Origin of the sequence: Streptococcus sp. HCA-5024 (genome assembly GCF_037890265.1) — a bacterium.
Taxonomy (GTDB): Bacteria; Bacillota; Bacilli; order Lactobacillales; family Streptococcaceae; genus Streptococcus; species Streptococcus lingualis.
This window is the reverse complement of sequence record NZ_JBBKBR010000001.1, coordinates 359,859-383,577: the sequence shown is the minus strand read 5'-3', so window position 1 is coordinate 383,577 and position 23,719 is coordinate 359,859. Positions and strand designations below refer to the sequence as shown.

Genomic DNA, 23,719 nt, shown 5'->3' with positions numbered 1-23,719 from the left:
GGGACGTATGTTTTACTGAATATTATTTAAATCAAATAGAGGCTGGGACAAAAGTCCTAGCCTCTCAATTGTTTTTGGATTGTCGAGCAAGACGCAGTGGTTGAGTGGGCTCTACTATGCTGATTTCATCAGCTTTTACAGCCCTACTCAACTGTGCGGAGGTGGGACGACGAAATCGAATTCTAACGAATGACCGATTTCTGTCCCACTCTCTTTCTATTTCATAAACATTTCACATTTCTTTTATATAATTACTATAACAAATGATGAAAGCGTCCACATTGTATCGCTGTGGACCTTGAAATGGAGGGTGAGATCATGCTCTTACAACAGGCAATCGCCTATATTTCTCGAAAAAGAACGAGGAATCTGGTCCTCTTTCTGATTCTGCTCTTAATCCTCTCTTGCTTGTATTTCTGTTTTTCACTGATGCAAGTGGGAGGAAGGCTGGAGGAACATATCAAACAGTCGACTGGGACCAGTTTTGCCTTGACCAGTAAGCAGGGGGCTACTCCCTTTGCTCTGAAGGAGGCTGAAAAGGTGAAAGAGCTTTCTGGGGTGGGAGCCATGGTTCCCCAATATGAAAGTCCCGTTCGCATTCTTGGAAAAGAAGCGATGACGGGACAGCAGTCGGTGGAGCGAGACGATTTGGGTCAGGAAGCTAAGCAAGCGCTAGGTGCTGTCTTCACCCAGAAAACAGACCAGCACCTGGATTTCCGCAGTGGTAGTTTCCAACTGGTGCAAGGCAAGCACTTATCCGATAAGGCTCGCGGGCAGATCTTGATTCACCAAGAGTTGGCTAAGAAGAATAAGCTAAAGGTCGGAGATTTCTTGACCTTATCCAGCTTTCAGATGGGAGAGACTCCTGCCAAAGAGCAAACCTTTAAAATCGTTGGGATCTTTTCGGGTAAGAAACAGGAAAAATTCACAGGGATGACCTCTGATCTGAGTGAAAACCAAGTCTACCTCCCTTATGAGGATGCGGCTAAGCTCTTAGGGCTCAGTCAGCAAGAAGTGACCCAGGTCACCTTTGGGGTCAAAGATCCTGAGAAAATCGATGCCATCTTGAAGCAAGTCAAAAGCTTGGATCTGGATTGGCAGTCTCTGCGCGTGGTCGAAGATCGCAAAGCCTTTGACCAGATGAAAGAATCCTCTCAGACCTTAGAAGGCCTGGTACGGATCATGATGATCGTCCTTCTGGTGACGGGAGCCGGTGCCCTATCTCTCTTACTCAGTCTCTGGACACGGGAGCGGATCCATGAAATCGGCGTCCTCTTATCCATTGGGAAGAGCAAGGGCCGGATTTTTGGACAGTTCCTCTTAGAAGTGGTGCTGGTATCCTTACTAGCACTGATCCCGGCCTTTCTCATCGGGCGGATGGTCAGCCATCGTTTCTTAGAGCAGTTTGTCGGACAGACCGGTCAACAGCAGACCCTAGAATTACTCAACCAAATCCCGCAAGGCCTTTCCTTGGGAATCGCCTATGCTAGCCTCTTGTGCTTGATCCTTCTGTCACTCGGTGTAACGACCAGCATGATCTGGCGCAAGAGCCCAAAAGAAATATTAACAAAAATGAGTTAAGGAGAAATGACATCTATGTTAGAACTCAAACATGTATCCTATAGTTACCAAAGCTACCAAGAAGAGATCTTCTCAGACGTGAACTATCAGTTCGCAAATGGGACTTTTTACAGCATTATCGGTCAATCGGGAGCAGGGAAATCAACCCTCCTCTCGCTCTTGGCTGGACTGGACAATCCCAAGAAGGGGCAGGTTCTCTTTGATGGGGAGGACATCCAGACCAAAGGGTCTAGCTACCACCGCAAGCACCATGTTTCCCTGGTCTTTCAGAATTACAATTTGATTGATTATTTGACGCCACTGGAAAATGTCCGCCTGGTCAACAAACAAGCTGGGAAAGACATTCTCTTGGAATTGGGGCTGGACGAAACGCAAATCAAACGCAATGTCCTGCAACTATCCGGCGGGCAGCAACAACGGGTGGCTATTGCGCGTGCGCTTGTTTCAGAAGCACCTGTCATCTTAGCAGATGAGCCGACAGGAAACTTAGATGAACAGACAGCTGGTGACATCATTGCCATTTTGAAGAAGTTGGCCAAGGAACGCCAAAAATGTGTCATTGTCGTCACCCACAGTAAGGAAGTGGCAGAGGCCTCCGATGTGGTCTTGGAATTGAGTCGCCGTAGCCTTGTTGAGAAGAGCAAGTAAGGAGGGAATGCTATGTTGCGAAATGCTTTTGCTTATATCACACGTAAATGGCCCAAGTCTCTCTTGCTCTTTGCCATCATTCTCCTCATGGTGACCTTGAGCTTGATCGGACTCTCCATGAAGGGAGCGACCCAGAAAGCTTCATCGGAAAGCCTGGGATCCATCACCAATAGCTTCTCCATGCAGATCAACCGCAGGACCAATCCAGGAACCCCTCGGGGAGCTGGGAATCTCAGAGGAGAAGATATCGAAAAAATCAGCCAGGTAGAGGGGATCACCTCCTCCATCAAGCGGATCAATGCCATCGCAGATATCCTAGACCACGAGATCATTGAGACTGAAGAAACCCTGCAAAATCAATCTCCAGAGCGGGCCAAGCACTTTAAGAATACCTTGATGGTGACAGGGGTCAATGACTCTTCTAAAGAAGATAAGTTTGTCTCTGGAGCCTACAAGCTGGTCCAAGGGGAGCACCTGACAGACAAGGACAAAAACCAAATCCTCATGCACGAAGATTTGGCGAAAAAGAATGGTCTCAAGGTGGGCGATAAGGTGCGTCTCAAGTCCAATCTCTACGACGCTGACAATGAAAAAGGGGCCAATGAAACTGTCGAAGTAACCATTAAAGGTCTGTTCTCAGGGAAGAACCAAGCTCCTCTAACTTACGCCCAAGAATTGTATGAAGATACCCTCATTTCTGACCTAGATACAGCTGCCAAGCTCTATGGCAATACTGTTCAAACAGCTACCTATGAGGATGCGACCTTCTTTGCCAAAGGGGATCAAGACCTCGATAAATTAATCGAAAAAATCAAAGCCTTGGATATCCCATGGAATTACTTTGACTTGGTTAAGAGCTCTTCCAACTACCCAGCCTTGCAAAAATCGATCAGCAGCATGTTCCAAGTGGCAGACTACTTGTTTATCGGTAGCCTCATCTTTGCTAGCTTGCTTCTCACCCTTCTCCTTGTCTTGTGGCTCAATGCCCGTCGCAGAGAAGTAGGGATCTTGCTGGCTCTGGGACTCTCCAAGGTGCAAATTGCGGGACAATTCGTGGCAGAATTAGTCATGATTTCCATCCCAGCCTTCCTCCTTTCCTATGGAGTTGCAGGACTTCTTGCCAAAGCAGTCGGAGATACGGTACTCAAGAATGTAACCAGTGGCATTGCCAAACAAATGGCTCAAGAATCTTCTGCAGCCAACCTTGGTGGAGGAGCTGAGGCAGAAAGCTTCAGTAAGACCCTGACGGACCTCCATATGGACATCCAACCGAACCAATTGTTGGTGATTGTCTTGGTCGGTGGCCTTCTCTTGATTCTGGTATCTATCCTTTCTTCACAATGGCTCTTGCATAAGAAACCAAAGGAACTCTTGGTGGATGTCGAATAAGAGATTGTTTCCTAAAATAGAAATAGGGTATAATAGGAGGTAGAAGAAGTTCTTAGATAAAGGAAAGTGTATGAAGATACTAATCGTAGAAGATGAAGTCCTGATCCGCGAAGGGATGAGCGACTATCTCATGGAATGTGGCTATGAGGTCTTTGAAGCAGGCGATGGGCAGGAGGCCCTGGACCTCTTTCACAGAGAGACGCCGGATCTGGTCTTGCTGGATATCCAGCTCCCTATCCTCAATGGCTTGGAAGTGCTCAAGACGATCCGGAAGACCAGCTCAGTCCCTGTCCTCATGTTGACGGCCTTCCATGACGAGGACTATAAGTTGACGGCCTTTGGAGAGTTGGCAGATGGCTACCTGGAAAAACCCTTTTCCTTGTCCCTCTTGAAGGTCCGTATCGAAGCTATTTTTAAAAAGCTTCAGCCTTCCCGGGTCTTCACCTATGGAGAGGCACGGGTGGATTTTGAGAGCTACACAGCCAGCCTAGCTGGGCAAGCCATCTCCATGAATGCCAAGGAGTTGGAAATCTTGGAATACTTGCTCCAGCATGAAGGCAAGGCCCGGACCCGCTCTCAGATCCTCGATGCCGTCTGGAAGGAGACGGAGGAGATTCCTTTTGACCGGGTGATTGATGTCTATATCAAGGAACTACGAAAAAAACTAGAGCTGGACTGTATCGTTACGGTACGCAATGTCGGCTATAAATTGGAGAGACCATGACCAAACGGAGTATCTTTGCAAAGATCTTTCTGATCACCTTTGCCCTATTTAGTAGCTTAGTCATCCTTTTACACGCTTCGGTTTACTTTATTTTCCCATCGACCTATATCGAGTCCCAGCGCCAGACGATTTTGAAGAAATCCCAGGCCCTAGCCAAGAGTTTCCAAGGCCAGGAAGAAGGGACCATTGAGTCGGTCATCGACCTTTATTCCAATACCAATGATATCAAGGTCTCGATCAAGGGCAAGGAAAAACAAAATGCCCTAGAGGTCAAGGATGATCTGCTCGTGAACCCTGACAGCCAGAACAATTCTCTGGTCATTGAAGAGCGAAAGATCCATACCAAAGAGGGGAAGGACTTGACCTTGCAATTCTTAGCAACTGTCGATTCCCAAAAGGAAGCGCGGGACATCAGTCTGGGATTTCTTCCATATAGTCTTCTGGCTTCCTTTGTTCTGTCGCTGATTGCCTCCTATCTCTATGCCCGAATGATTTCTGCTCCAATCCTTGAGATCAAGCAGATGACCAAGCGGATGAAGCGCTTGGATCGGACAGCCAGTCTTCCCATTCATTCACAGGATGAGATCGGCGTCCTCAAGCAACAGATCAACGATCTCTATCACCATCTCCTAGAGGTGATCGACAATCTAGAGCAGCAGAAACAGGAAAATCTGAAGTTGGAGCAGATGAAGGTCGAATTCCTACGGGGGGCCTCGCACGAGCTCAAGACCCCTCTGGCCAGCTTGAAGATTATCCTTGAAAATATGCGGGATAAGATCGGCCGCTACAAGGATCGGGACCACTACCTGTCGGTCTCCCTCGATATCGTCGATGAGATGAACCAGATCGTCTTAGAAATCCTGTCCCTTTCTTCTGTCCAAGAATTGGCCGGAGACAAGGAGTGGATCCAGCTGGATCAGGTCGTAGAGCAGATCCTTGACCAGTACAAGGTCTTGGTTCAATCCCGCTCGCTCACGATTGACAATCAGATCCCAGTCAAACCAGTCTATATGGACCCAGCGATTCTGAAATTGGTCCTCTCAAATGTCATCAGTAATGCCGTTAAGCATTCGGATGCCGGTGGAGAGATTCAGCTCCGTCTTGAAGAGGAAGGGACGCACTTGGCTGTTGAAAATACCAGCCAGGAAATGGTAGAGACCGCTGAGATGCCAATGACCGCTAGCCAACAGAAGAAGGAAGGTGGCTTGGGACTCTTCGTGGTCCAACACTTGCTAGACCATGAAGAACTGGCCTACCAATTTGATAAAACGGCTATGGGCTTACGCTTCCGTATGGAACTGCCCAAAGATCCACAAGAATAAAAAGAGGCTGGGACAAAAGTCCTAGCCTCTCAATTATTTTTGGATTGTTGAGCAAGACGCAGTGGTTGAGTGGGCTCTACTACGCTGATTTCATCAGCTTTTACAGCCCTACTCAACTGTGCGGAGGTGGGACGACGAAATCGAATTCTAACGAATTACCGATTTCTGTCCCACTCTCTTGTATTTAATCAACCTTTTCTACCTTATGCAATTGGCCGTGTTTTAATTCATAAATGGTATCCACATAGGTCAGGATGGAGCGGTCATGGGTCACCATGATGGCGCTCTTGTTTTTAGATTTGACTTCTTTCTGGATCAACTGGGCGATTTCTTTCCCTCGATCTGGGTCTAGGCTAGCCGTTGGTTCATCGGCTAAAATGACCTGTGGATTTCCGATGAAGGCTCGAGCAATGGCTGCCCGTTGCTTTTGTCCACCGGACATCTGATTCGGATATTGGTGGTAACAGGCTTCGATGCCAAGATCTGCCAGCAAGGCTTTGACTTCCTCTTGGCGTTTTTTCTTGTCCTTATCCCCTTTTAATTTGGCCACCAGTTCTAACTGGTCACCGATTTTCATATAGGAGAGGAGCTGGTGATCCTGAAAGATAAAGCCGAGTAATTCCAGCCGTTTTTGCGTCCACTGGCCTTGGTTGAGACCAGTCAAGTCTTGGCCAGCGATGCGAATCCGCCCCTCATCCGCTGACAAAAGCAAGCCAGCGATGGCTAAGAGAGTGGATTTACCAGATCCTGAAGGGCCCAAGATGGCGACGAATTCGTTGGGTTCGACGCTTAAATTAAGCTGGTTGAGGACATGGTGCATCTGGTTGCCATCGGCGTAGGATTTTCTGATATTTTCTAATGCAATAATGGCCATCTTATTCTCCATTTCCACCAATGACTTCGATTGGATCTACTTTTTTGATTTTGACAAGGGACAAGGCACCACACAAGATAGAGGTCAGGATAAAGCTAACCGAAATGGTGAGGTTGTCTTTAAGGGTCATAAAGGAAGGGACGCTATTGGGTAAAAATGGCGCCATCATAGTTGTCAAGCCAAGCCCTAGCAGCACTCCGATGAGGGAGATAATGGTGAGCTGGGATAGTTGGACATAGGTAATCTGGCTCATGGACATGCCAATAGCCTTCAAGACACCGAACTGTTTCAACTTCTGCAGGGTGAGGATATAGAAGAAAACCCCAAGGATAGCAGAAGAAGCGAGTAAGAGCACCCACGTGATCATCCGTAGCGTCAGGTTTTGAGCCTTGTAGCCAGGGATTTTATCGATCACTTGCTTCTTATCCGCCACCATTAAGTTGCTGGCTAGATCGCTAGAAGGGATGCTTTTCTTGGTCACAAGGGTTTGGGCTTGCCATTGATAGCTTGGATCTGTTTTTTGTCGCATGCCTGTGTAGGTATCCGAGCTGATAAAACCAATCTCGCTGTAGCCGTATTTGGCATTTTTCGCGAAGGCCACGACCTTGAGTTTTTGCTTAGAGGTTTTATCGATCACGTGATCGCCGACTTGGATCCCTTCATCCTCTTTGAAAGAACTGTCCAAAATGATCTCGTTTTTCTTTAAGTCGGAGATCTTGAGGTCTGTATCTTCTATGATTGGGTTGAGGATTTCTTCTTCATTGTGATCGGTCGCGAAGTAGGTGATATCCAGAGTATTGGAATCCTCTGTTTTTGAGACGGTCGCCCGCTGGATGGACAAGCCCGAATAGTCCATCCCCTCTATCTTTTGGACCTCATCTAAATCCTTCACCTTAATAGTTGAAAAGGGGATAATCCCTTCTGAATCCGTCGAAAGGATGTAGTGCAGCGACCCATAGTTATCGATTTGGGCTGATACCGACCGGCCCAGTCCATTTGTCAGACCGGACAAGAATACCACCATAAACATAAGGATGGTAATGAGGAGTTCAATCAGGATAAACTTCTTGGGTTGGTATTTAATTTCATTCCATGCGATTTTCATATTCGTTCTCCTTTTAGCACGGAGGTGCTCGAGCAGGGTTGACGGCACCTAAACATACTCTACCATCATACCACAAGTGGGGGGATAATAGGGGGATGGTGTTTGGGGAGTATGAAGGAATCAAAAATTATTGAATGATAAATAATGAAATTATATTTTTCTAAAAAAAGAAACGTTTTCCGGAAAGTTGAGAGTTTGCTATGATGAATATTCAAGACTCAATTTAAGATTTTTAAAATTTTGTTATTTTTCAAATTACTGCTTTTAGGGGATTTCGCAATCGATAAATAAACAATTGATGGATAAGTCACATTGTATTTGACATTAAATGGACATTGGCAATATTTTGGAAGAAAATAAGTAGAGGAGTAAGTGCCTCTTTTATTATAAGCAAATTGTGCAAATTTTTTTGTTTACCCTTGAATACATTGATAATAGCCTCCTTATATTCACACATTATTTGATTTAGAGAAATAAACATGCTACAATGAAAGCGTATACAAAAATATAAGGAGGACATGAAAATGAAAAAAACAACTAAGTTTTTGCTAGGTGGAGTATTAGGAATATTGCTTTTAATTCCAGTATCTCAAGCTAAGGCTGATTGGCATCAAGATAATGTTGGTTGGTGGTATTCACTAAATAATGGTTCTTATTATAAAAACACAGAAGCTAAAATAAACGGGAAGTGGTATAAATTTGATGACAGAGGTTATATGATGACCGGCTGGCAGCTCATATGGGAGCGTAATGATAGTAGGTGGGGGATAATAAAAAACTGGTCTTATTTTGATCCAGTAAATGGTGATCAAAAGATTGGCTGGCAAAATATAGATGGAAAGTGGTATTACCTTACTAGAGATGGGGCACTTATGGGTAAACAATATATAGGTGGAAAACATTATTATTTTGACCCAGTTAATGCTGATATGAAAACTGGTTGGATTTCCAAACAAGAGAATTCAGATACAAATTGGTATTATTATGACCCCGTAAGTGGAGCATTAGTAAAGGGTTGGCAAAATATAGACGGTAAATGGTATTACTTTCAACATAGTGCGTTAAAAGGTTCCCAGAATTTAGATGGAAAAAATTATTATTTCGACCCGGTTAACTGCGATATGCAAACGGGTTGGGTAACCAGAGAAAAGGCCTCTGCTACAAGAAAATATTATTACGACCTAGAAAGTGGGGAACAGCTATCAGGTTGGCAAGACATAGATGGGAAAAGGTATTACTTTGGTGAGTATGGGGCATCCAGTGGTCGTATATATATAGAAGGAAAACAATATTATTTTGATTCAGATACTTGTGAATTGAAAATAGGATGGTTAGAGTTAGGTAAATATAAATATTATGCAGATCCAAATGATGGTGGTGCATTTGCATCAAATAAAACTTTAATAATAGACGGTGTTTCATACACATTCGATTATGGAGGTACTCTTATTAACAATGTACCTTAATTGATCAGCACCTTGAAAGTTAGATTTTTTTCTAACTGTCAAGGTGTTTTTAACTATGATGATAAAGAATTTTATAATATAACCAGAGTGAGTTATTAGGTAGTTAATAAGCTTCATTTATAATCATTGATAAAGTCAGTTGCTAAAAATTTAATAATAGAGCAGGTTATTTCTTTAATTACTTTTAGATAATATCTTATATAATTTTATCTAAAAGTGGATACTGATAGCCTTTAAAAGGATAAATAAAAAGAGAGTGCTTTATAATTGAATTCGTTGACAGCGACCTCTCTATATCCATACATCATTTGATTTAGAGAAATAAACATGTTACAATGAAAGCGTATACAAAATATAAGGAGGAAATAAAAATGAAAAAAGCAACTAAGTTTTTGCTAGGTATTGTATTAGGTATATTACTTTTAACTCCAGTATCTCAAGTAAAGGCTGATTGGCATCGAGATAATGTTGGTTGGTGGTATCAAACATATTATGGTTCCTATTATAAAGATACAGAAGCTCAGATTAACGGGAAGTGGTATAAATTTGATGAAAGAGGTTATATGATGACCGGCTGGTATCTACGTGAGGGTAGGTATGTTAATGGGGATATATACAAAAACTGGTCTTATTTTGATCCAGTGAATGGGGATAAAAAACTTGGATGGCAAAACATAGATGGGAAATGGTATTACCTTACGACAGATGGGGCACGTATGGGTGAACAAAATTTAGATGGAAAACTTTATTATTTTGATCCAGTTAATGGTGATATGAAAACTGGTTGGATATCTAATCCAGGATATACTGGTACGGAATGGAATTATTACGACCCTGTAAGTGGAGAAAAAGCTACCGGTTGGAGAAATATAGATGGGAAATGGTATTACTTTCTCCATCATGCGTTAAAAGGTTTCCAAAAGATAGGTGATAAAAGTTATTATTTCGATCCAGTTAATTCCGATATGAAAACGGGCTGGATATCTAAACAAGGACAGCGTGGTCTAGAGTGGTATTATTACGACCCAGAAAGTGGAGCACAAGTGTCAGGTTGGCAAACTATAGATGGGAAAACGTATTGCTTTGACGAATTTGGTAAGGCATTTGCTGGTCAGGTTACGTTTCAAGATGGAAAAACTTATTATTTTGACCCAGCTAATTGTGATTTAAAGACGGGGTGGCTAGAATTAAATGGAAGAAAATATTATGCGGATCCTAACGATGGTGGTGCATTTGCATCAAATAAAACGTTAGTTATTGATGGTGTTTCTTATACATTTGGTATTGATGGTTCTGTTATCAATAATGAGCCTTAATTGATTAAAACCTCAAAAGTTGGATATTTCTAACTTTTGGGGTGTTTTTAATTATGATAATAACGAACCACCCTCGCTGTGGTTTGTTCTATACTAGACATACATCGAAGCGGAGCTAGAAAAGACGTGAGGAGAGGAGGATATCTGTGATAAAAAAGGGATTGATCTTTCTATTGTTAGGAATGACTGTGTTAGTAGCTTGGCATCTCTTTGTTCCGGATGAACAACCAGCTCCAAATTTTTCATCTAAAAATAAAATTGAATTGCTGGCAAGAATACTTGATCGTCGTAATGCCAATACCATTAGAGAAGCTGGCTATGGGATTCCTTCAGACGCGGAGATCAGACGTGTGGGTGGCATAGACCAACTGGAAATGGATGGTACGAGTTCCTAGTCCAGATGACAATAAAATCTTGATTACCTCTTCAACGATCATTGAGGGTGAAAAAATAGATGTAGCCTTTTCATTAGATAAAGAGTGGGTATTACTACATGCTAGTTATTTCCATACGGAGAAAGATGGGACCACTAACCGAGTTGGAGTCAGTGATTCTCAGCAAACAGAGCTCCTAGAAAAAGTGCAAACAGCATTAAATCGCTTTGTAAAAAAATGGAGCAAGAGTTAAAGCCGTAACTAGTTATGGATATCTTAAAAAGAATGAAGTTCCGTAGTTTTTGGGTAGAAGGAGCTTTCAAAATAGATCAAAAAAACCACCCTCGGGTGGCTTTTTCTATACTTATTTTCACCATTTCGTCAAGGAGATTTCTCCGCTATTGAGCCAGATTTCTTCTTGATTGTCTAATTGGACCAAGAGTTGGCCGGTATCAGAGATGTCTTTGGCGAGTCCTTGATAGGTCTGTTGGTTCTGCTCAAAAGTGACAGTTCGTCCTAGGACCAGGGAGCGCTCTTTATAGAGGTAGACCAGTTCATCAATATCCGTTTGGAAGAATTCCTTCCAGATCTCGCTGATAAGGTCATTGCGGGTGATGGGACAAGGCCCTTCAAATAAGGAACCAGCCTTACTTTCTAGCTCTTCTGGGAAAGTAGGGATGGCTAAATTGAGACCGACTCCGATAATGACATCCGTGACAAGACCAGTCTCGATTGACGTGATGGCTTCAGTTAAGATTCCCCCAATTTTTTTATGGCGGTAGTAAATATCATTGACCCACTTGATATTGATATCGATCAGGGTCAGGTTTTTAATAGCCTTGTAGATAGCCCCAGCGACCATGAGGGTATATGGGGGGAGCTCCGCAGGGGGCAGTTGTGGCTTGAGATGAAGGGACATGTAGATGCCCCCTTGATCGGGGCAGTAGTAGTCACGACCAAAGCGGCCCTTTCCAGCGGATTGCGAATTGGCTAGGTAGAGCGCCTTGCCTTCTTGATGGGCTTCTATGCCTAATTTGGCATCCAATTGGGTGGAGCTACATTGTTCATTTAAGGAAACGGTCAATTGGGTATTTTTTGCGATGACCTCAGGTAGCAGAATATCGCCTGAGACCAGTTTGTAGCCCTTCTTTTTGAGGGATTCGATAACGACCCCATCTTTTTCTAGACGTTGGATAGCCTTCCAGATAGAGGTGCGGGAAACACCTAGTTCTTGCGCCAGCTGCTCCCCGTTGACATAATCATCTGCCTGAGAAAGGGTTTGAAAGAGGATTTCGTGTGTTTTCATAAGACCTCCTAGCGACTGCTGTCTCGAATCGTGAGTTTGGTGGCTAATTTGACCATATAGGGAACACTTGGTTGAGCCCCTTGAAAGGTCTGCCGCAACATCTGAATAGCTTGCTTGCCCATTTCTTCTGTGTAGACGGTTACTGTAGAGAGAGCGGGAAAAACATACTTAGCAATCGATGTATCATTGAAGGAAATGAGACTGACGCGATCAGGAACTGCGATTTGGTGCTCCTGAAGAGACCGCAGGGCTCCAACAGCTAAGGCATCACTAGCCATGAAAAAGGCAGTTGGCAAGACGTCGCCCAAGTCTTGAATCAGCTGCTCCATCATCTGATAACCTGACTCAGTTGAGAATTGACCAACAGAGACAAAGCGCTCCTCATAAAGTCCTTTTTCCGTGAGAAACTGTTGAAAGCTCCGTTGACGGGGATCCATCTGTAGCGGTGTCGCATCTGCCGTCTCTTCCTGCCCGACCAAGAGCCCGATCTCCTTGTGGCCCTGCTCAAGAAAGTACTCGAGAGCAGTGATGACAGAATCTTCTAAATCGGTCGTCACACAGGAATGCCCTAAATAGAGGGTATTGCTATCGACAAAGATCAGGGGTTTGCCGTAGCTTTCTAGATCTCGAATGGTCTTGGGACTGAATTTTCCAAGAGCGATGATGCCGTCTGCCTCTTGAATCAAGGACCAATCGTCATTATTGAAGATACGAAAGATCTCATAGCCTAATTCCTGGGCTTGTTTTTCTAACCCCATCCGAATGGCATAGTAGTAGAGGTCATCTAATTCTTCTTCGCGTGTGTACCATTCAAAGATGATGATTTTATGAAAATCCTCAACTGGTTGAGGCGCTGTTTTGCGGCTCTTCTTTTGGTAATGCAGGTCCTCAGCGATGCGAAGAATCCGACTGCGCGTGTCTTCACTGACCGATAAGGTCGCATCCTGGTTGAGGACGCGAGAGACCGTTGCCTGAGAAACGCCTGCTTTTTCCGCAATGTCTTTAATCGTTGCCATAGTTCATCCTTTATTGATTTCTACTTCCAGTATACTCTAAAAACTAGTAAAAAGAAATAAAATTTTACTAAATTTTATGTTTGCTACGATATTGGCTAGGAGTCAGTTGGCTATAGGCCTTAAAAGCCTTTGAAAAATAGAGGGGATCTGAAAAGCCCACTGAGTAAGCTACAATCTTGATGCTCTCGTCTGTGTTGGCCAGCAATTGCTGGGCTCGCTGCATGCGGACCGAGTGCAGGAATTCTTTGGGAGAGATCTGGTGAAACTCCTTAAAAACAGTTGTTAGGTAAGACCGATGGACATTGAGGTCATCGGCGATCTCTTGAATACTTAGATGATCTTTATTGTAATGCGTCTCAATCATATGCTTGCAGGTCAGATAGAGCTGATAGGTGGGAGATGGATGGCTCCGATGGATATCGGGAGCCACTTCACTGATAAGAAATAGCAGTTCATAGATCTGAGAGAGAAGGTGGAGTTGGTAGTGCGAAGTCATCTTTGAAGCCTCTGCTTTGTGGACGAGTTGCTCCATAAACAGGCCAATCCGCTCTGTGTCCACCTCTGTTTTCTTTAGATAGCCTTTTGCATGTAGGGTTGAAAAGCGCATGAAATCACTTACCTTGGTGCCACTGATGCCAATCCAGTAGTAGGACCAAGGCTCTTCAGCGTCTGCCTGGTAGTAGGTCACCTTATTTTTTGGAAGAAGAAAGAGATCCCCAGCTTCTAGGTGGATTTCTTTTTTTTCAAAGTGGAAGACTCCCTTTCCCTTGGTAACAAAATGCAGGACAAAATTATCTCGGACGCTAGGACCAAATTCATAATTCTTCGGACAATCTTCGTAGCCATAAAAATCAAGGGCTAGGTCAATAGTGTCGGTTTGGTATTCAGAAAAGACTGACATGGTTGAACCTCCTACCTAACATTTTACCATATATGTGCAACAAAATTCTATTTTCGGAAGCGTTTACAATGAGTAAAATAAAGACATGCTAAAAAAGAAAGTTATTGGAACTGAATTTAAAAATACATAGTGATATTTTCGGGTCCAATGGAGGAAGATATGGCAATTCGTATTGAACAGAATTTGTTCTATGTAGAAAGTAAGGGACTGAGCCTGATCCTTGAAAATCGAGATGGCTACCTGATGCTTAAGCATCTGGGGCGTCCGATCCCGTCTTATCATTTTTCCAATACCGTGCATGAGAAGGATCATGCTTTCTCTGGAAATCCAACACCTGACAATCGAACCTTCAGCTTGGATACCCAGCGTCAGATTTTAGGACAGCACGGGCTTGGAGATTTTCGAAAGCCGTCTATTCAAATCCAGCACGGCGCCACAGAGGTGACGGATTTCCTCTATGTCGGAGCCAATATCTACTCTGGCAGTGTCGAGGCAACTGGTCTTCCCAATCCACATACAGTAGATAGTACTGAAACCTTGGCCTTGGTCTTTGAAGATGATCAAGCGGCCCTGCGTTTGACCCTCTATTACACAGCCTACGAGGATCGGGCAACCATCACCAGCTTTTCAAAGATTGAAAACTGCAGTGATGAAACCGTCGTGATCCATAAGGCCCTTAGTGTGTTGGCCGATGTCCCGGCCAGTGACTATGATGTCATCACCCTTCAAGGGGCCTATGCGAGAGAAAAAACAGTCCGCCGTCAACAAGTGGAACAAGGAATCTTCTCCATCAGCTCCAACCGTGGTGCTTCTGGACACGCGCAGACCCCAGCCCTCATTCTTGCTGACCATGAAGTGACCGAAGATGCTGGTTCTGCCCTTGCCTTCCAACTGCTCTACAGTGGGAATTTTGAAGGATTTGTTCAAAAGAATCAACTCAATGAAGTTCGCGTTGGATTGGGAATCAATCCAGAAAACTTCTCCTGGGAGTTGGCACCGAATCAGAGCTTTGATACCCCAGTGGCCATGATTAGCTACTCACATGAGGGATTGACCGGTCTCAGTCAAGAGAGCCAAGCATTTGTCCAAGACCATATCATTCCTAGCCAGTTTGCCTATAAAGAACGTCCAATTCTTATCAACAACTGGGAAGCGACCTACTTTGACTTTAAGAAAGACAAATTATTGGAGTTAGCGGATGAGGCCCAAAAAGTGGGAATCGAACTCTTTGTTCTTGATGATGGCTGGTTTGGCAATCGCTATGATGACAATCGGGCTCTCGGTGACTGGACTGTCAATGAAGAAAAATTAGGAGGAAGCCTAGCAGAACTGATCCAAGGCATCCATGACAAGGGACTTCAATTTGGCCTTTGGGTGGAGCCAGAAATGATTTCTGTTGATAGCGACCTCTATCGGGCTCATCCGGACTGGGCTATTCAAGTCCCAGGCTACGAACACACCTATTCACGGAATCAACTAGTGCTTGATTTCTCAAATAAAGAAGTAGTGGCTTATATCAAGCAGGTCTTGGATGACTTACTTGGAAATCATGAGATCGACTATATCAAATGGGACATGAACCGCAATATCACCAAACTTGGAAATGGGAAAACCTACCTTGAAACCAAGATGCAATCCCATGCTTATATCTTAGGTCTCTATGAAGTGGTTTCTTACTTGACAGAGAAGTACGAGAACATCCTCTTTGAGTCCTGCTCCGGAGGTGGTGGCCGCAATGACCTCGGTATGATGCGTTACTTCCCGCAGGTATGGGCGAGTGACAATACGGATGCCATTGCCAGACTTCCGATCCAGTACGGTTCTAGCTACCTCTATCCTACCATTTCTATGGGGGCTCACGTATCAGCAGTGCCAAATCACCAGATGGGACGGATGACACCACTTGAAACGCGTGGTCATGTAGCCATGATGGGAAATCTGGGCTATGAATTGGATCTAACCAGTCTTCCACAAGAAGAGTTGGATCGGATCGCAGCTCAAGTCACACATTACAAAACGATTCGACCACTTGTTCAATTCGGAAAACACTACCGCTTGATCAATCCAAGCCAAGGTAGCAATCAAGCAGCCGTCCAGTTCACTTATCAAGATCGCACGGTGGTAACTTATGTACGGGTCTTATCAACGGTTGAGGAGATCGAGCCGACCCTGAAACTCAAAGGATTGGAAGAAGATGCGCTCTATCGCTTAGAAGGGACGGACCAAGTCTATTCAGGAGCTGAGCTCATGTATGCCGGCTTAACCGTCGTTCTTCCTCAGGGAGATTTCCTCAGCAAACAATATGTTTTTGTCAAAAAATAAAAGGAGACAGCCAAATGAAATGGTATAAAAAAATCGGACTTCTTGCGACTACAGGACTAGCCTTGTTTGGGCTCGGTGCTTGCTCCAACGATGGAAAATCTGCGGATGGTACAGTGACCATCGAGTATTTCAACCAGAAAAAAGAAATGACCAAAACCTTGGAAGAAATCGCGCGTGATTTTGAAAAGGAAAATCCAAAGGTCAAGGTCAAAGTTGTCAATGTACCAAACGCTGGTGAGGTGTTGAAGACACGTATCCTCGCAGGAGATGTGCCAGATGTGGTCAATATTTACCCACAGTCCATCGAATTGCAAGAATGGGCAAAAGCGGGTGTCTTCGAAGATTTAAGCAATAAAGACTATCTCAAACGCGTGAAAAACGGCTACGCTGAAAAATATGCCGTAAATGGAAAAGTCTACAACGTTCCTTTCACAGCCAATGCTTACGGAATCTACTACAACAAAGATAAATTCGAAGAATTGGGCTTGAAGGTTCCTGAAACTTGGGACGAATTTGAACAGTTGGTAAAAGACATCGTTGCCAAAGGACAAACCCCATTTGGGATTGCAGGAGCAGAAGCTTGGACCCTCAATGGTTACAATCAATTGGCCTTTGCGACAGCAGCAGGTGGAGGAAAAGAAGCCAACCAATACCTTCGTTATTCTAAGCCAAATTCCATTAAATTGTCTGATCCGATTATGAAGGATGACATCAAGGTCATGGATATCCTTCGCATTAAAGGTTCGAAGCAAAAGAACTGGGAAGGTGCAGGTTATACAGACGTTATCGGAGCCTTCGCGCGTGGGGATGTCCTCATGACACCAAATGGATCTTGGGCTATCACCGCGATCAATGAACAAAAACCGAATTTTAAGATTGGGACCTTCATGATTCCAGGGAAAGAAAAAGGACAAAGCTTAACCGTTGGTGCGGGAGACTTAGCATGGTCTATCTCTGCTACTACCAAACATCCAAAAGAAGCCAATGCCTTTGTGGAATACATGACCCGTCCAGAAGTCATGCAAAAGTACTATGATGTGGACGGATCTCCAACAGCGATCGAAGGAGTCAAACAAGCAGGAGAGGATTCACCGCTTGCTGGGATGACTAAATATGCCTTTACGGATCGTCACTTGGTGTGGTTGCAACAATACTGGACCAGTGAAGCAGACTTCCATACCTTGACCATGAACTATGTCTTGACAGGTGATAAACAAGGAATGGTCAATGATTTGAATGCCTTCTTTAACCCGATGAAAGCGGATGTGGATTAGGAGTAGAGAGACAATGAAAAAAGTATTACAAAAATATTGGGCATGGGCTTTTGTGGTCATTCCCCTCTTATTACAAGCAATTTTCTTCTATGTGCCAATGTTCCAAGGAGCCTTTTACAGTTTTACCAACTGGACAGGTTTGACCTATAACTACAAGTTTGTCGGCTTGAACAACTTTAAGCTCCTCTTTATGGATCCAAAATTCATGAATGCTATTGGCTTTACTGCAATCATCACGATTGCTATGGTAGTTGGTGAGATTGCCCTTGGGATCTTCATTGCGCGTGTCTTGAACTCTAAGATCAAAGGCCAAACCTTCTTTCGTGCTTGGTTCTTCTTCCCAGCAGTTTTGTCTGGTTTGACAGTGGCTCTGATTTTCAAACAAGTCTTCAACTACGGTCTTCCAGCAATTGGGAATGCCCTTCATATCGAGTTTCTTCAAACCAGTCTTTTAGGGACTAAGTGGGGAGCGATCTTCGCGGCTGTCTTTGTCCTTCTTTGGCAAGGAGTAGCTATGCCCATCATTATCTTCCTAGCTGGTCTGCAATCTATCCCATCTGAAATTACAGAAGCAGCAAGAATCGATGGTGCGACGAGCAAGCAAGTCTTCTGGAATGTTGAATTGCCTTACTTACTACCAAGTGTCTCTATGGTCTTTATCCTAGCCCTAAAAGGTGGGCTTACCGCCTTTGACCAAGTCTTTGCCATGACTGGTGGGGGTCCAAACAATGCCACAACCTCACTTGGACTCTTGGTTTATAACTATGCCTTTAAAAATAACCAATTCGGTTATGCCAATGCCATTGCCGTAATCTTGTTCTTCTTGATTGTAGTGATTTCGATCATCCAATTGAGAGTATCTAAGAAATTTGAAATTTAAGAGGAGAAGCACGATGAAACAAGATGAAAGAAAAGCCTTGATTGGCAAATACATTCTATTGATTCTAGGATCGGTTCTGATTTTAGTGCCACTCCTTGCCACCCTCTTTAGTTCCTTCAAACCAACCAAGGATATCGTAGACAATTTCTTTGGATTTCCAACCAACTTCACATGGGACAACTTCAGCCGTCTCTTGGCTGATGGGATCGGAGGCTATTATTGGAACTCTGTCGTCATCACTGTCTTGTCTTTACTTGCAGTAATGATCTTTATCCCCATGGCAGCCTACTCCATCGCACGTAATATGAGTAAGAGAAAAGCCTTTACCATCATGTACACCCTCTTGATTCTTGGGATTTTCGTACCTTTCCAAGTCATCATGATTCCGATTACGGTTATGATGAGTAAACTCGGTTTAGCTAACACCTTTGGTTTGATCTTGCTCTACTTGACCTATGCGATTCCACAGACCCTCTTTCTCTATGTAGGGTATATCAAAATCTCTATTCCAGAAAGTTTGGATGAAGCAGCAGAAATCGATGGTGCTGGTAAATTTACAACCTATTTCCGCATCATCTTCCCAATGATGAAACCCATGCATGCGACAACCATGATCATCAATGCCCTTTGGTTCTGGAATGACTTCATGTTGCCACTCCTTGTCTTGAACCGAGATTCTAAAATGTGGACCCTGCCTTTGTTCCAATACAACTACGCAGGCCAATATTTCAATGACTACGGACCAAGCTTTGCTTCCTACGTTGTCGGCATTATCAGTATCACCATTGTCTATCTCTTCTTCCAACGCCATATCATCGCAGGAATGAGCAACGGCGCAGTGAAATAACAAGATACAAAGCCCGTCAAAAGCTCACAGTGCACCCTAGGGCATCCACATCCGTAGACTAATGAAGTAGTAACGGCTGTGGAAATATAGGGAATCTGAATAAGAAGCCTTGGCTTCTTGGAAGATTCATCTTTTTCACACAGAGCTTAGGGCGTGTTCAATTAAGATACAAAGTAACGATTCAGCTTGCTGATTTCAATCGTATCCTAGGAAGCAATTCTAAAATAGAAAAACTCAAGAAAGCCAGGTCTCCTAAGACTTGGCTTTCAAAAAAAGAAAAGGAAACCATTATGCCAATTCAAAATAAAACCATGTTAATTACTTACTCAGATAGCTTAGGAAATAACCTCAAGGATCTCTATGAAAATCTTGAGAAGCACTTTGGGGATGCAGTAGGTGGGGTTCACCTCTTGCCATTTTTCCCATCAACTGGTGACCGTGGCTTTGCGCCTGTCGACTATGACCAAGTGGATCCAGCCTTTGGAGATTGGGAAGATGTCAAACGCTTGGGCGACAAGTATTATCTTATGTTTGACTTTATGATCAATCACATTTCCCGTCAGTCTAAATACTACAAGGACTACCAAGAAAAGCACGACCAAAGTGCTTACAAGGATCTTTTCCTAAACTGGGACAAGTTCTGGCCGGAGAATCGTCCAACTCAAGCGGATGTGGACTTGATTTATAAGCGCAAAGATCGAGCTCCCAAGCAAGAAATTACCTTTGCGGATGGGACAACTGAGCATCTCTGGAATACTTTCGGGGAAGAGCAAATTGACCTAGACGTGACCAAGGAAGTGACCATGGACTTTATTCGCAAGACCATCGAACATTTGGCGAGCAATGGTTGTGATCTCATTCGTTTAGATGCTTTTGCCTATGCGGTGAAGAAATTGGACACCAATGATTTCTTCGTGGAGCCAGACATTTGGGATTTGTTGGATAAGGTACGCGATATGGCGGCAGGCTACGGTGCTGAGCTCTTGCCAGAGATTCATGAACACTATTCCATCCAATTTAAGATTGCCGATCATGACTATTATGTCTATGACTTCGCGCTTCCAATGGTGACCCTCTATAGCCTCTATAGTTCAAAAGTGGAGCGCCTTGCTAAGTGGTTGAAGATGAGTCCGATGAAGCAATTCACGACACTCGACACCCATGATGGGATTGGGGTGGTTGATGTCAAGGATATCTTGACAGATGAAGAAATTGACTATGCATCAAATGAGCTCTACAAGGTAGGAGCAAATGTGAAACGCAAATATTCAACAGCAGAGTACAACAACTTGGACATCTACCAAATCAATTCGACCTACTATTCAGCGCTTGGAGATGACGATGGCAAGTATTTCTTAGCTCGCTTGATTCAAGCCTTTGCGCCAGGTATTCCACAAGTCTATTATGTTGGATTTCTAGCTGGGAAGAATGATTTGGAACTCTTAGAAAACACCAAAGAAGGCCGCAATATCAACCGTCATTACTATAGCAATGAAGAAATTGCTCAAGAAGTAGAGCGTCCAGTTGTGCAATCCCTTCTCAAGCTCTTTAGTTTCCGGAACAACTCGCAAGCTTTTGATCTAGAAGGAAGCATTGAAGTGGAAACACCAGATGAACATACCATTGTCATCACGCGCCAAAACAAAGACCAGACCGCCACAGCAGTAGCCCGAATCAATCTTGCTGACGGGACTTACCAAGTGACAGAAAATGGTCAAGACATTGAGTTTTAAAAAAATATGAATGAACGAAAGGATAAGTGAAAAATCGCTTATCCTATTTTTTATTTCAGATATTGCAACCGTTTACAAAACTATAAAACAATGGTACAATATCTATTGAAAGAAAGGAGGTCGCTTTATGAAAAAAATCATGTATCCATCTGCGGCCCTATTAGCGGCTTTTGCTCTATTGTCCGTCCAAACAGCAAAAGCAGACACAGCTCAAGCGTCGGATCAAGCCAATGAACCGGCAGCAACAGTAGAAGAGGTGGTGGCTTCTCCAACGCCAGAAACCACCACAGAAAATCAGGGAGAAGTGGCCGAAACGCCAACTTCAACAGACCGTGCAGTAACCCCTACAACCTCCCCAACGGAAACAACAACGGAGACGGTATCTCCTCAAGTGGAAAAACTGCTTGAAGACATGCCTCTCAAGCAAAAGGTTACGCAAATGATCATGCCGGACTTCCGTAAGTGGCAGGAGGCAGGTCAGGAGTCACCACAAGATCTCACCAAGGTCAATGCTGAAGTGGCAGAAGCTATTGATAAGTATGACTTTGGAGGTGTCATTCTTTTCGCTGAAAACGTTAAAGAAACCAAGCAAACCCTAGCTCTGACCCAAGATATGCAAAAGGCGGCTATTGAAAACAAGGCCAATAACGGGAAGATTCCGCTATTGTTAGCGATTGATCAAGAAGGGGGCATCGTCTATCGATTGGGTAGCGGTACAGCTCTCCCCGGAAATATGGCCATTGGAGCAACCAATGATCCCAAGTTAGCGACAGAAGCTGGACAAATTATTGGTCGAGAGCTTTCTGCACTAGGTTTGAATGTGGATTTCGCACCTGTATTGGATACAAATAACAATCCACAAAATCCTGTCATTGGGCTTCGTTCCTTCTCCTCTGATCCAAACCGGGTTGCTTACTTAGGTATTCCGATGATGAAAGGGATTCAAGACTACAATGTCGCTGTAGCTGCTAAGCATTTCCCAGGCCACGGGGATACAGCGGTCGATTCCCATACAGGTCTCCCATTGGTGGATAAATCTCTTGCCGAACTTGAAAAATTAGAACTCCTTCCATTCAAAAAAGCTATGGATGAAGGGGTAGACCTCTTGATGACGGCTCATATCCAATACCCGCAGATTGAAAAAGATCAGGTCGTGTCAAAAGAAACGGGTGAGAAAATCTATGTTCCAGCGACGCTCTCTGATGATATTTTAACGGGCTTGGTACGAAAGAAATACGGCTATAAGGGCGTGATTGTCTCCGATGCCATGGGAATGGATGCTATCGCTAAGAACTTCGGTGAGGTGGAAGCTGTGAAGATGGCCATCAAAGCCGGAGTTGACCTGGTCTTGATGCCAACGACCCTTCGCAGCAAAGCCGATTTGACCAAGATTGATACCATTGTCAATGCGGTGGTAGATGCGGTCCAAACCGGTGACATCTCAGAAGAACGCTTAAATGAGTCGGTTCGCCGGATTCTGACCCTCAAAGAAAAACGTGGGGTCTTGAATTTTGATCCAAGTGCTCGGACAGCTGAAAAAGCAGAAGAAGCAGTTGGATCTACCCTCAATCGTGACTTGGAACGTAAGATTGCTGCAGCAGCGGTGACGGTTGTAAAAAATGAAGACAATACCTTGCCATTTAAGGTGCAAACAGGGGACCATGTCTTACTCTTAGGAGCTTTTGAAAACGAAGTTCCTGGACTAAATTTGGGTATGCGTCGCTTAATTGCTGACGGAGTGCTTCCAAAAGATACCTCCTTTGTGGCCAAGAACTTCACTAAAGAATCTACCCTTGATAGTCTAAAAGAAGACCTAGAGAAAGCAACTCACATCGTAGTGATTTCAGAGATCGGTTATGAAGGGCAACTGGATAAAGATTTCTGGCGGACCAAGATCCCAACAGAAATCGTCAATTATGCCAATACCACCCATAAGAAGGCAGCTGTCCTTTCTATCTCTAAACCTTATGATGTAGCCAACTATCCAGCAGCAAAAGCCATTTTGGCAGTCTATGGAAATAAGGGAATGGATCCAACAGAATCCCTCAAACCAGACAATGCATTTGGTCCTAATATTCCTGCAGGAGTGGAAGTCATCTTCAATGGCAAGGAACATCTAGGTACCTTACCGGTTGATATTCCAAAAATTGTAGACGGAAAAATGTCGGAAACAGAGTATGCCTACCGCATTGGTCATGGTCTTTTCTATCCAGCACCTGCTCCATTGCCAACACCAGAAGTCCAAGATCCAACTTCACCAGTCCAAGAACCAACCCATCAGACACAACCAGTAGAGGTTGGTCACACGGGAACACAGGTCCTTGTTAGCAAGCAAGAAAAAGCTAGCACTCTTGATGGTCCACAAGTTACTCCGATCGCTGTGAAACAAGCCACTGATCAGGCTCCTGCAAGTGTTTCAGCAAGTCCTGCATCATCGGTATTGCCAAAAACCGGTCAAACAGGGAACCTCCTCTCCCTCATGGGCATCAGCCTCTTAACTTTCCTTGGATCTTTTGTCTATCCAAGAAAGAAACACTAAAGGATTCAGAATCTCAATTGGGTGATTTCCCAATTGAGATTTTTTGGTAAAAGTTTACTAAAATTAACTCGAGATGGCAATGATGGAATAGAAGTTGTAATC

The 23,719-nt window shown here is 44.0% G+C and carries 20 protein-coding genes; 15 read left to right on the top strand and 5 right to left on the bottom strand.

Going from position 1 to position 23,719, the window contains the following annotated elements; genetic code table 11:
* Positions 1-318 precede the first annotated feature (318 nt).
* The 5 genes from WKT08_RS02005 (at position 319) to WKT08_RS01985 (ending at position 5,664) form a co-directional block, all read left to right on the top strand.
* Positions 319-1,581, top strand: coding sequence for an ABC transporter permease (locus WKT08_RS02005; protein WP_340279681.1), 1,263 nt, complete (start codon positions 319-321; stop codon positions 1,579-1,581).
* Between the two features lie 6 nt (positions 1,582-1,587).
* Positions 1,588-2,229, top strand: coding sequence for an ABC transporter ATP-binding protein (locus WKT08_RS02000; RefSeq protein WP_340279680.1), 642 nt, complete (start codon positions 1,588-1,590; stop codon positions 2,227-2,229).
* 12 nt (positions 2,230-2,241) lie between these two features.
* Positions 2,242-3,618 carry an ABC transporter permease gene (locus WKT08_RS01995; RefSeq protein WP_340279679.1) on the top strand — a complete coding sequence of 459 codons (1,377 nt, stop codon included), beginning with the start codon at positions 2,242-2,244 and terminating at the stop codon, positions 3,616-3,618.
* Positions 3,619-3,688: 70 nt separating this feature from the next.
* Complete coding sequence (locus WKT08_RS01990; RefSeq protein ID WP_048790036.1) at positions 3,689-4,342, top strand: response regulator transcription factor; 654 nt, start codon at positions 3,689-3,691, stop codon at positions 4,340-4,342.
* Positions 4,339-5,664 (top strand): sensor histidine kinase, encoded by a 1,326-nt coding sequence (locus WKT08_RS01985; RefSeq protein ID WP_340279678.1) that lies wholly within the window; start codon positions 4,339-4,341, stop codon positions 5,662-5,664. Before WKT08_RS01990 ends, WKT08_RS01985 begins: the two co-directional genes overlap by 4 nt.
* Before the next feature lie 184 nt (positions 5,665-5,848).
* Here WKT08_RS01985 and WKT08_RS01980 read toward each other — a convergent pair whose 3' ends face one another.
* Both WKT08_RS01980 and WKT08_RS01975 read right to left on the bottom strand, forming a co-directional pair.
* Positions 5,849-6,538: an ABC transporter ATP-binding protein gene (locus tag WKT08_RS01980; protein WP_340279677.1), complete on the bottom strand. Its 690-nt coding sequence runs from the start codon at positions 6,536-6,538 to the stop codon at positions 5,849-5,851.
* Position 6,539: 1 nt separating this feature from the next.
* On the bottom strand, positions 6,540-7,643 hold the full coding sequence (locus WKT08_RS01975) for an ABC transporter permease (RefSeq protein WP_340279676.1): 1,104 nt from the start codon (positions 7,641-7,643) through the stop codon (positions 6,540-6,542).
* Between the two features lie 524 nt (positions 7,644-8,167).
* On the opposite strand from WKT08_RS01975, the gene WKT08_RS01970 reads away from it, so the two are divergent.
* The 4 genes from WKT08_RS01970 (at position 8,168) to WKT08_RS01955 (ending at position 11,052) form a co-directional block, all read left to right on the top strand.
* Entirely contained in the window at positions 8,168-9,109 is a 942-nt protein-coding gene (locus WKT08_RS01970) for a cell wall-binding protein (protein ID WP_340279674.1), read from the top strand.
* 371 nt (positions 9,110-9,480) lie between these two features.
* Positions 9,481-10,425, top strand: a complete 945-nt coding sequence (locus WKT08_RS01965) for a cell wall-binding protein (protein WP_320909946.1) — start codon at positions 9,481-9,483, stop codon at positions 10,423-10,425.
* Positions 10,426-10,571: 146 nt separating this feature from the next.
* The gene (locus tag WKT08_RS01960) at positions 10,572-10,820 is read left to right on the top strand and encodes a hypothetical protein (protein ID WP_223345523.1); all 249 of its coding nucleotides are present in this window, start codon (positions 10,572-10,574) and stop codon (positions 10,818-10,820) included.
* On the top strand, positions 10,804-11,052 hold the full coding sequence (locus tag WKT08_RS01955) for a hypothetical protein (protein WP_340279673.1): 249 nt from the start codon (positions 10,804-10,806) through the stop codon (positions 11,050-11,052). Before WKT08_RS01960 ends, WKT08_RS01955 begins: the two co-directional genes overlap by 17 nt.
* Positions 11,053-11,169: 117 nt before the next feature.
* On the opposite strand, the gene birA is transcribed toward WKT08_RS01955, so the two are convergent.
* The 3 genes from birA to WKT08_RS01940 form a co-directional block, all read right to left on the bottom strand.
* Complete coding sequence (gene birA, locus WKT08_RS01950) at positions 11,170-12,105, bottom strand: bifunctional biotin--[acetyl-CoA-carboxylase] ligase/biotin operon repressor BirA (protein WP_340279672.1); 936 nt, start codon at positions 12,103-12,105, stop codon at positions 11,170-11,172.
* A gap of 8 nt (positions 12,106-12,113) precedes the next feature.
* Positions 12,114-13,121 (bottom strand): LacI family DNA-binding transcriptional regulator, encoded by a 1,008-nt coding sequence (locus tag WKT08_RS01945; RefSeq protein WP_340279671.1) that lies wholly within the window; start codon positions 13,119-13,121, stop codon positions 12,114-12,116.
* 67 nt (positions 13,122-13,188) lie between these two features.
* Positions 13,189-14,022 (bottom strand): AraC family transcriptional regulator, encoded by an 834-nt coding sequence (locus WKT08_RS01940; protein WP_195529351.1) that lies wholly within the window; start codon positions 14,020-14,022, stop codon positions 13,189-13,191.
* A gap of 159 nt (positions 14,023-14,181) precedes the next feature.
* Between WKT08_RS01940 and WKT08_RS01935 the strand changes: the two genes are divergently transcribed.
* The 6 genes from WKT08_RS01935 to WKT08_RS01910 all read left to right on the top strand — a co-directional run bounded on the left by WKT08_RS01935 (position 14,182) and on the right by WKT08_RS01910 (position 23,617).
* The gene (locus WKT08_RS01935) at positions 14,182-16,344 is read left to right on the top strand and encodes an alpha-galactosidase (RefSeq protein ID WP_340279670.1); all 2,163 of its coding nucleotides are present in this window, start codon (positions 14,182-14,184) and stop codon (positions 16,342-16,344) included.
* Between the two features lie 14 nt (positions 16,345-16,358).
* Positions 16,359-17,618, top strand: coding sequence for an extracellular solute-binding protein (locus tag WKT08_RS01930; RefSeq protein ID WP_150906301.1), 1,260 nt, complete (start codon positions 16,359-16,361; stop codon positions 17,616-17,618).
* 13 nt (positions 17,619-17,631) lie between these two features.
* Complete coding sequence (locus tag WKT08_RS01925; RefSeq protein WP_021153464.1) at positions 17,632-18,498, top strand: carbohydrate ABC transporter permease; 867 nt, start codon at positions 17,632-17,634, stop codon at positions 18,496-18,498.
* Between the two features lie 13 nt (positions 18,499-18,511).
* Positions 18,512-19,345 carry a carbohydrate ABC transporter permease gene (locus tag WKT08_RS01920; RefSeq protein WP_195915616.1) on the top strand — a complete coding sequence of 278 codons (834 nt, stop codon included), beginning with the start codon at positions 18,512-18,514 and terminating at the stop codon, positions 19,343-19,345.
* Positions 19,346-19,635: 290 nt separating this feature from the next.
* On the top strand, positions 19,636-21,078 hold the full coding sequence (gtfA, locus tag WKT08_RS01915) for a sucrose phosphorylase (RefSeq protein ID WP_340279669.1): 1,443 nt from the start codon (positions 19,636-19,638) through the stop codon (positions 21,076-21,078).
* A 127-nt stretch (positions 21,079-21,205) separates the two neighbouring features.
* Positions 21,206-23,617 carry a glycoside hydrolase family 3 N-terminal domain-containing protein gene (locus tag WKT08_RS01910; RefSeq protein ID WP_340279668.1) on the top strand — a complete coding sequence of 804 codons (2,412 nt, stop codon included), beginning with the start codon at positions 21,206-21,208 and terminating at the stop codon, positions 23,615-23,617.
* Positions 23,618-23,719 lie beyond the last annotated feature (102 nt).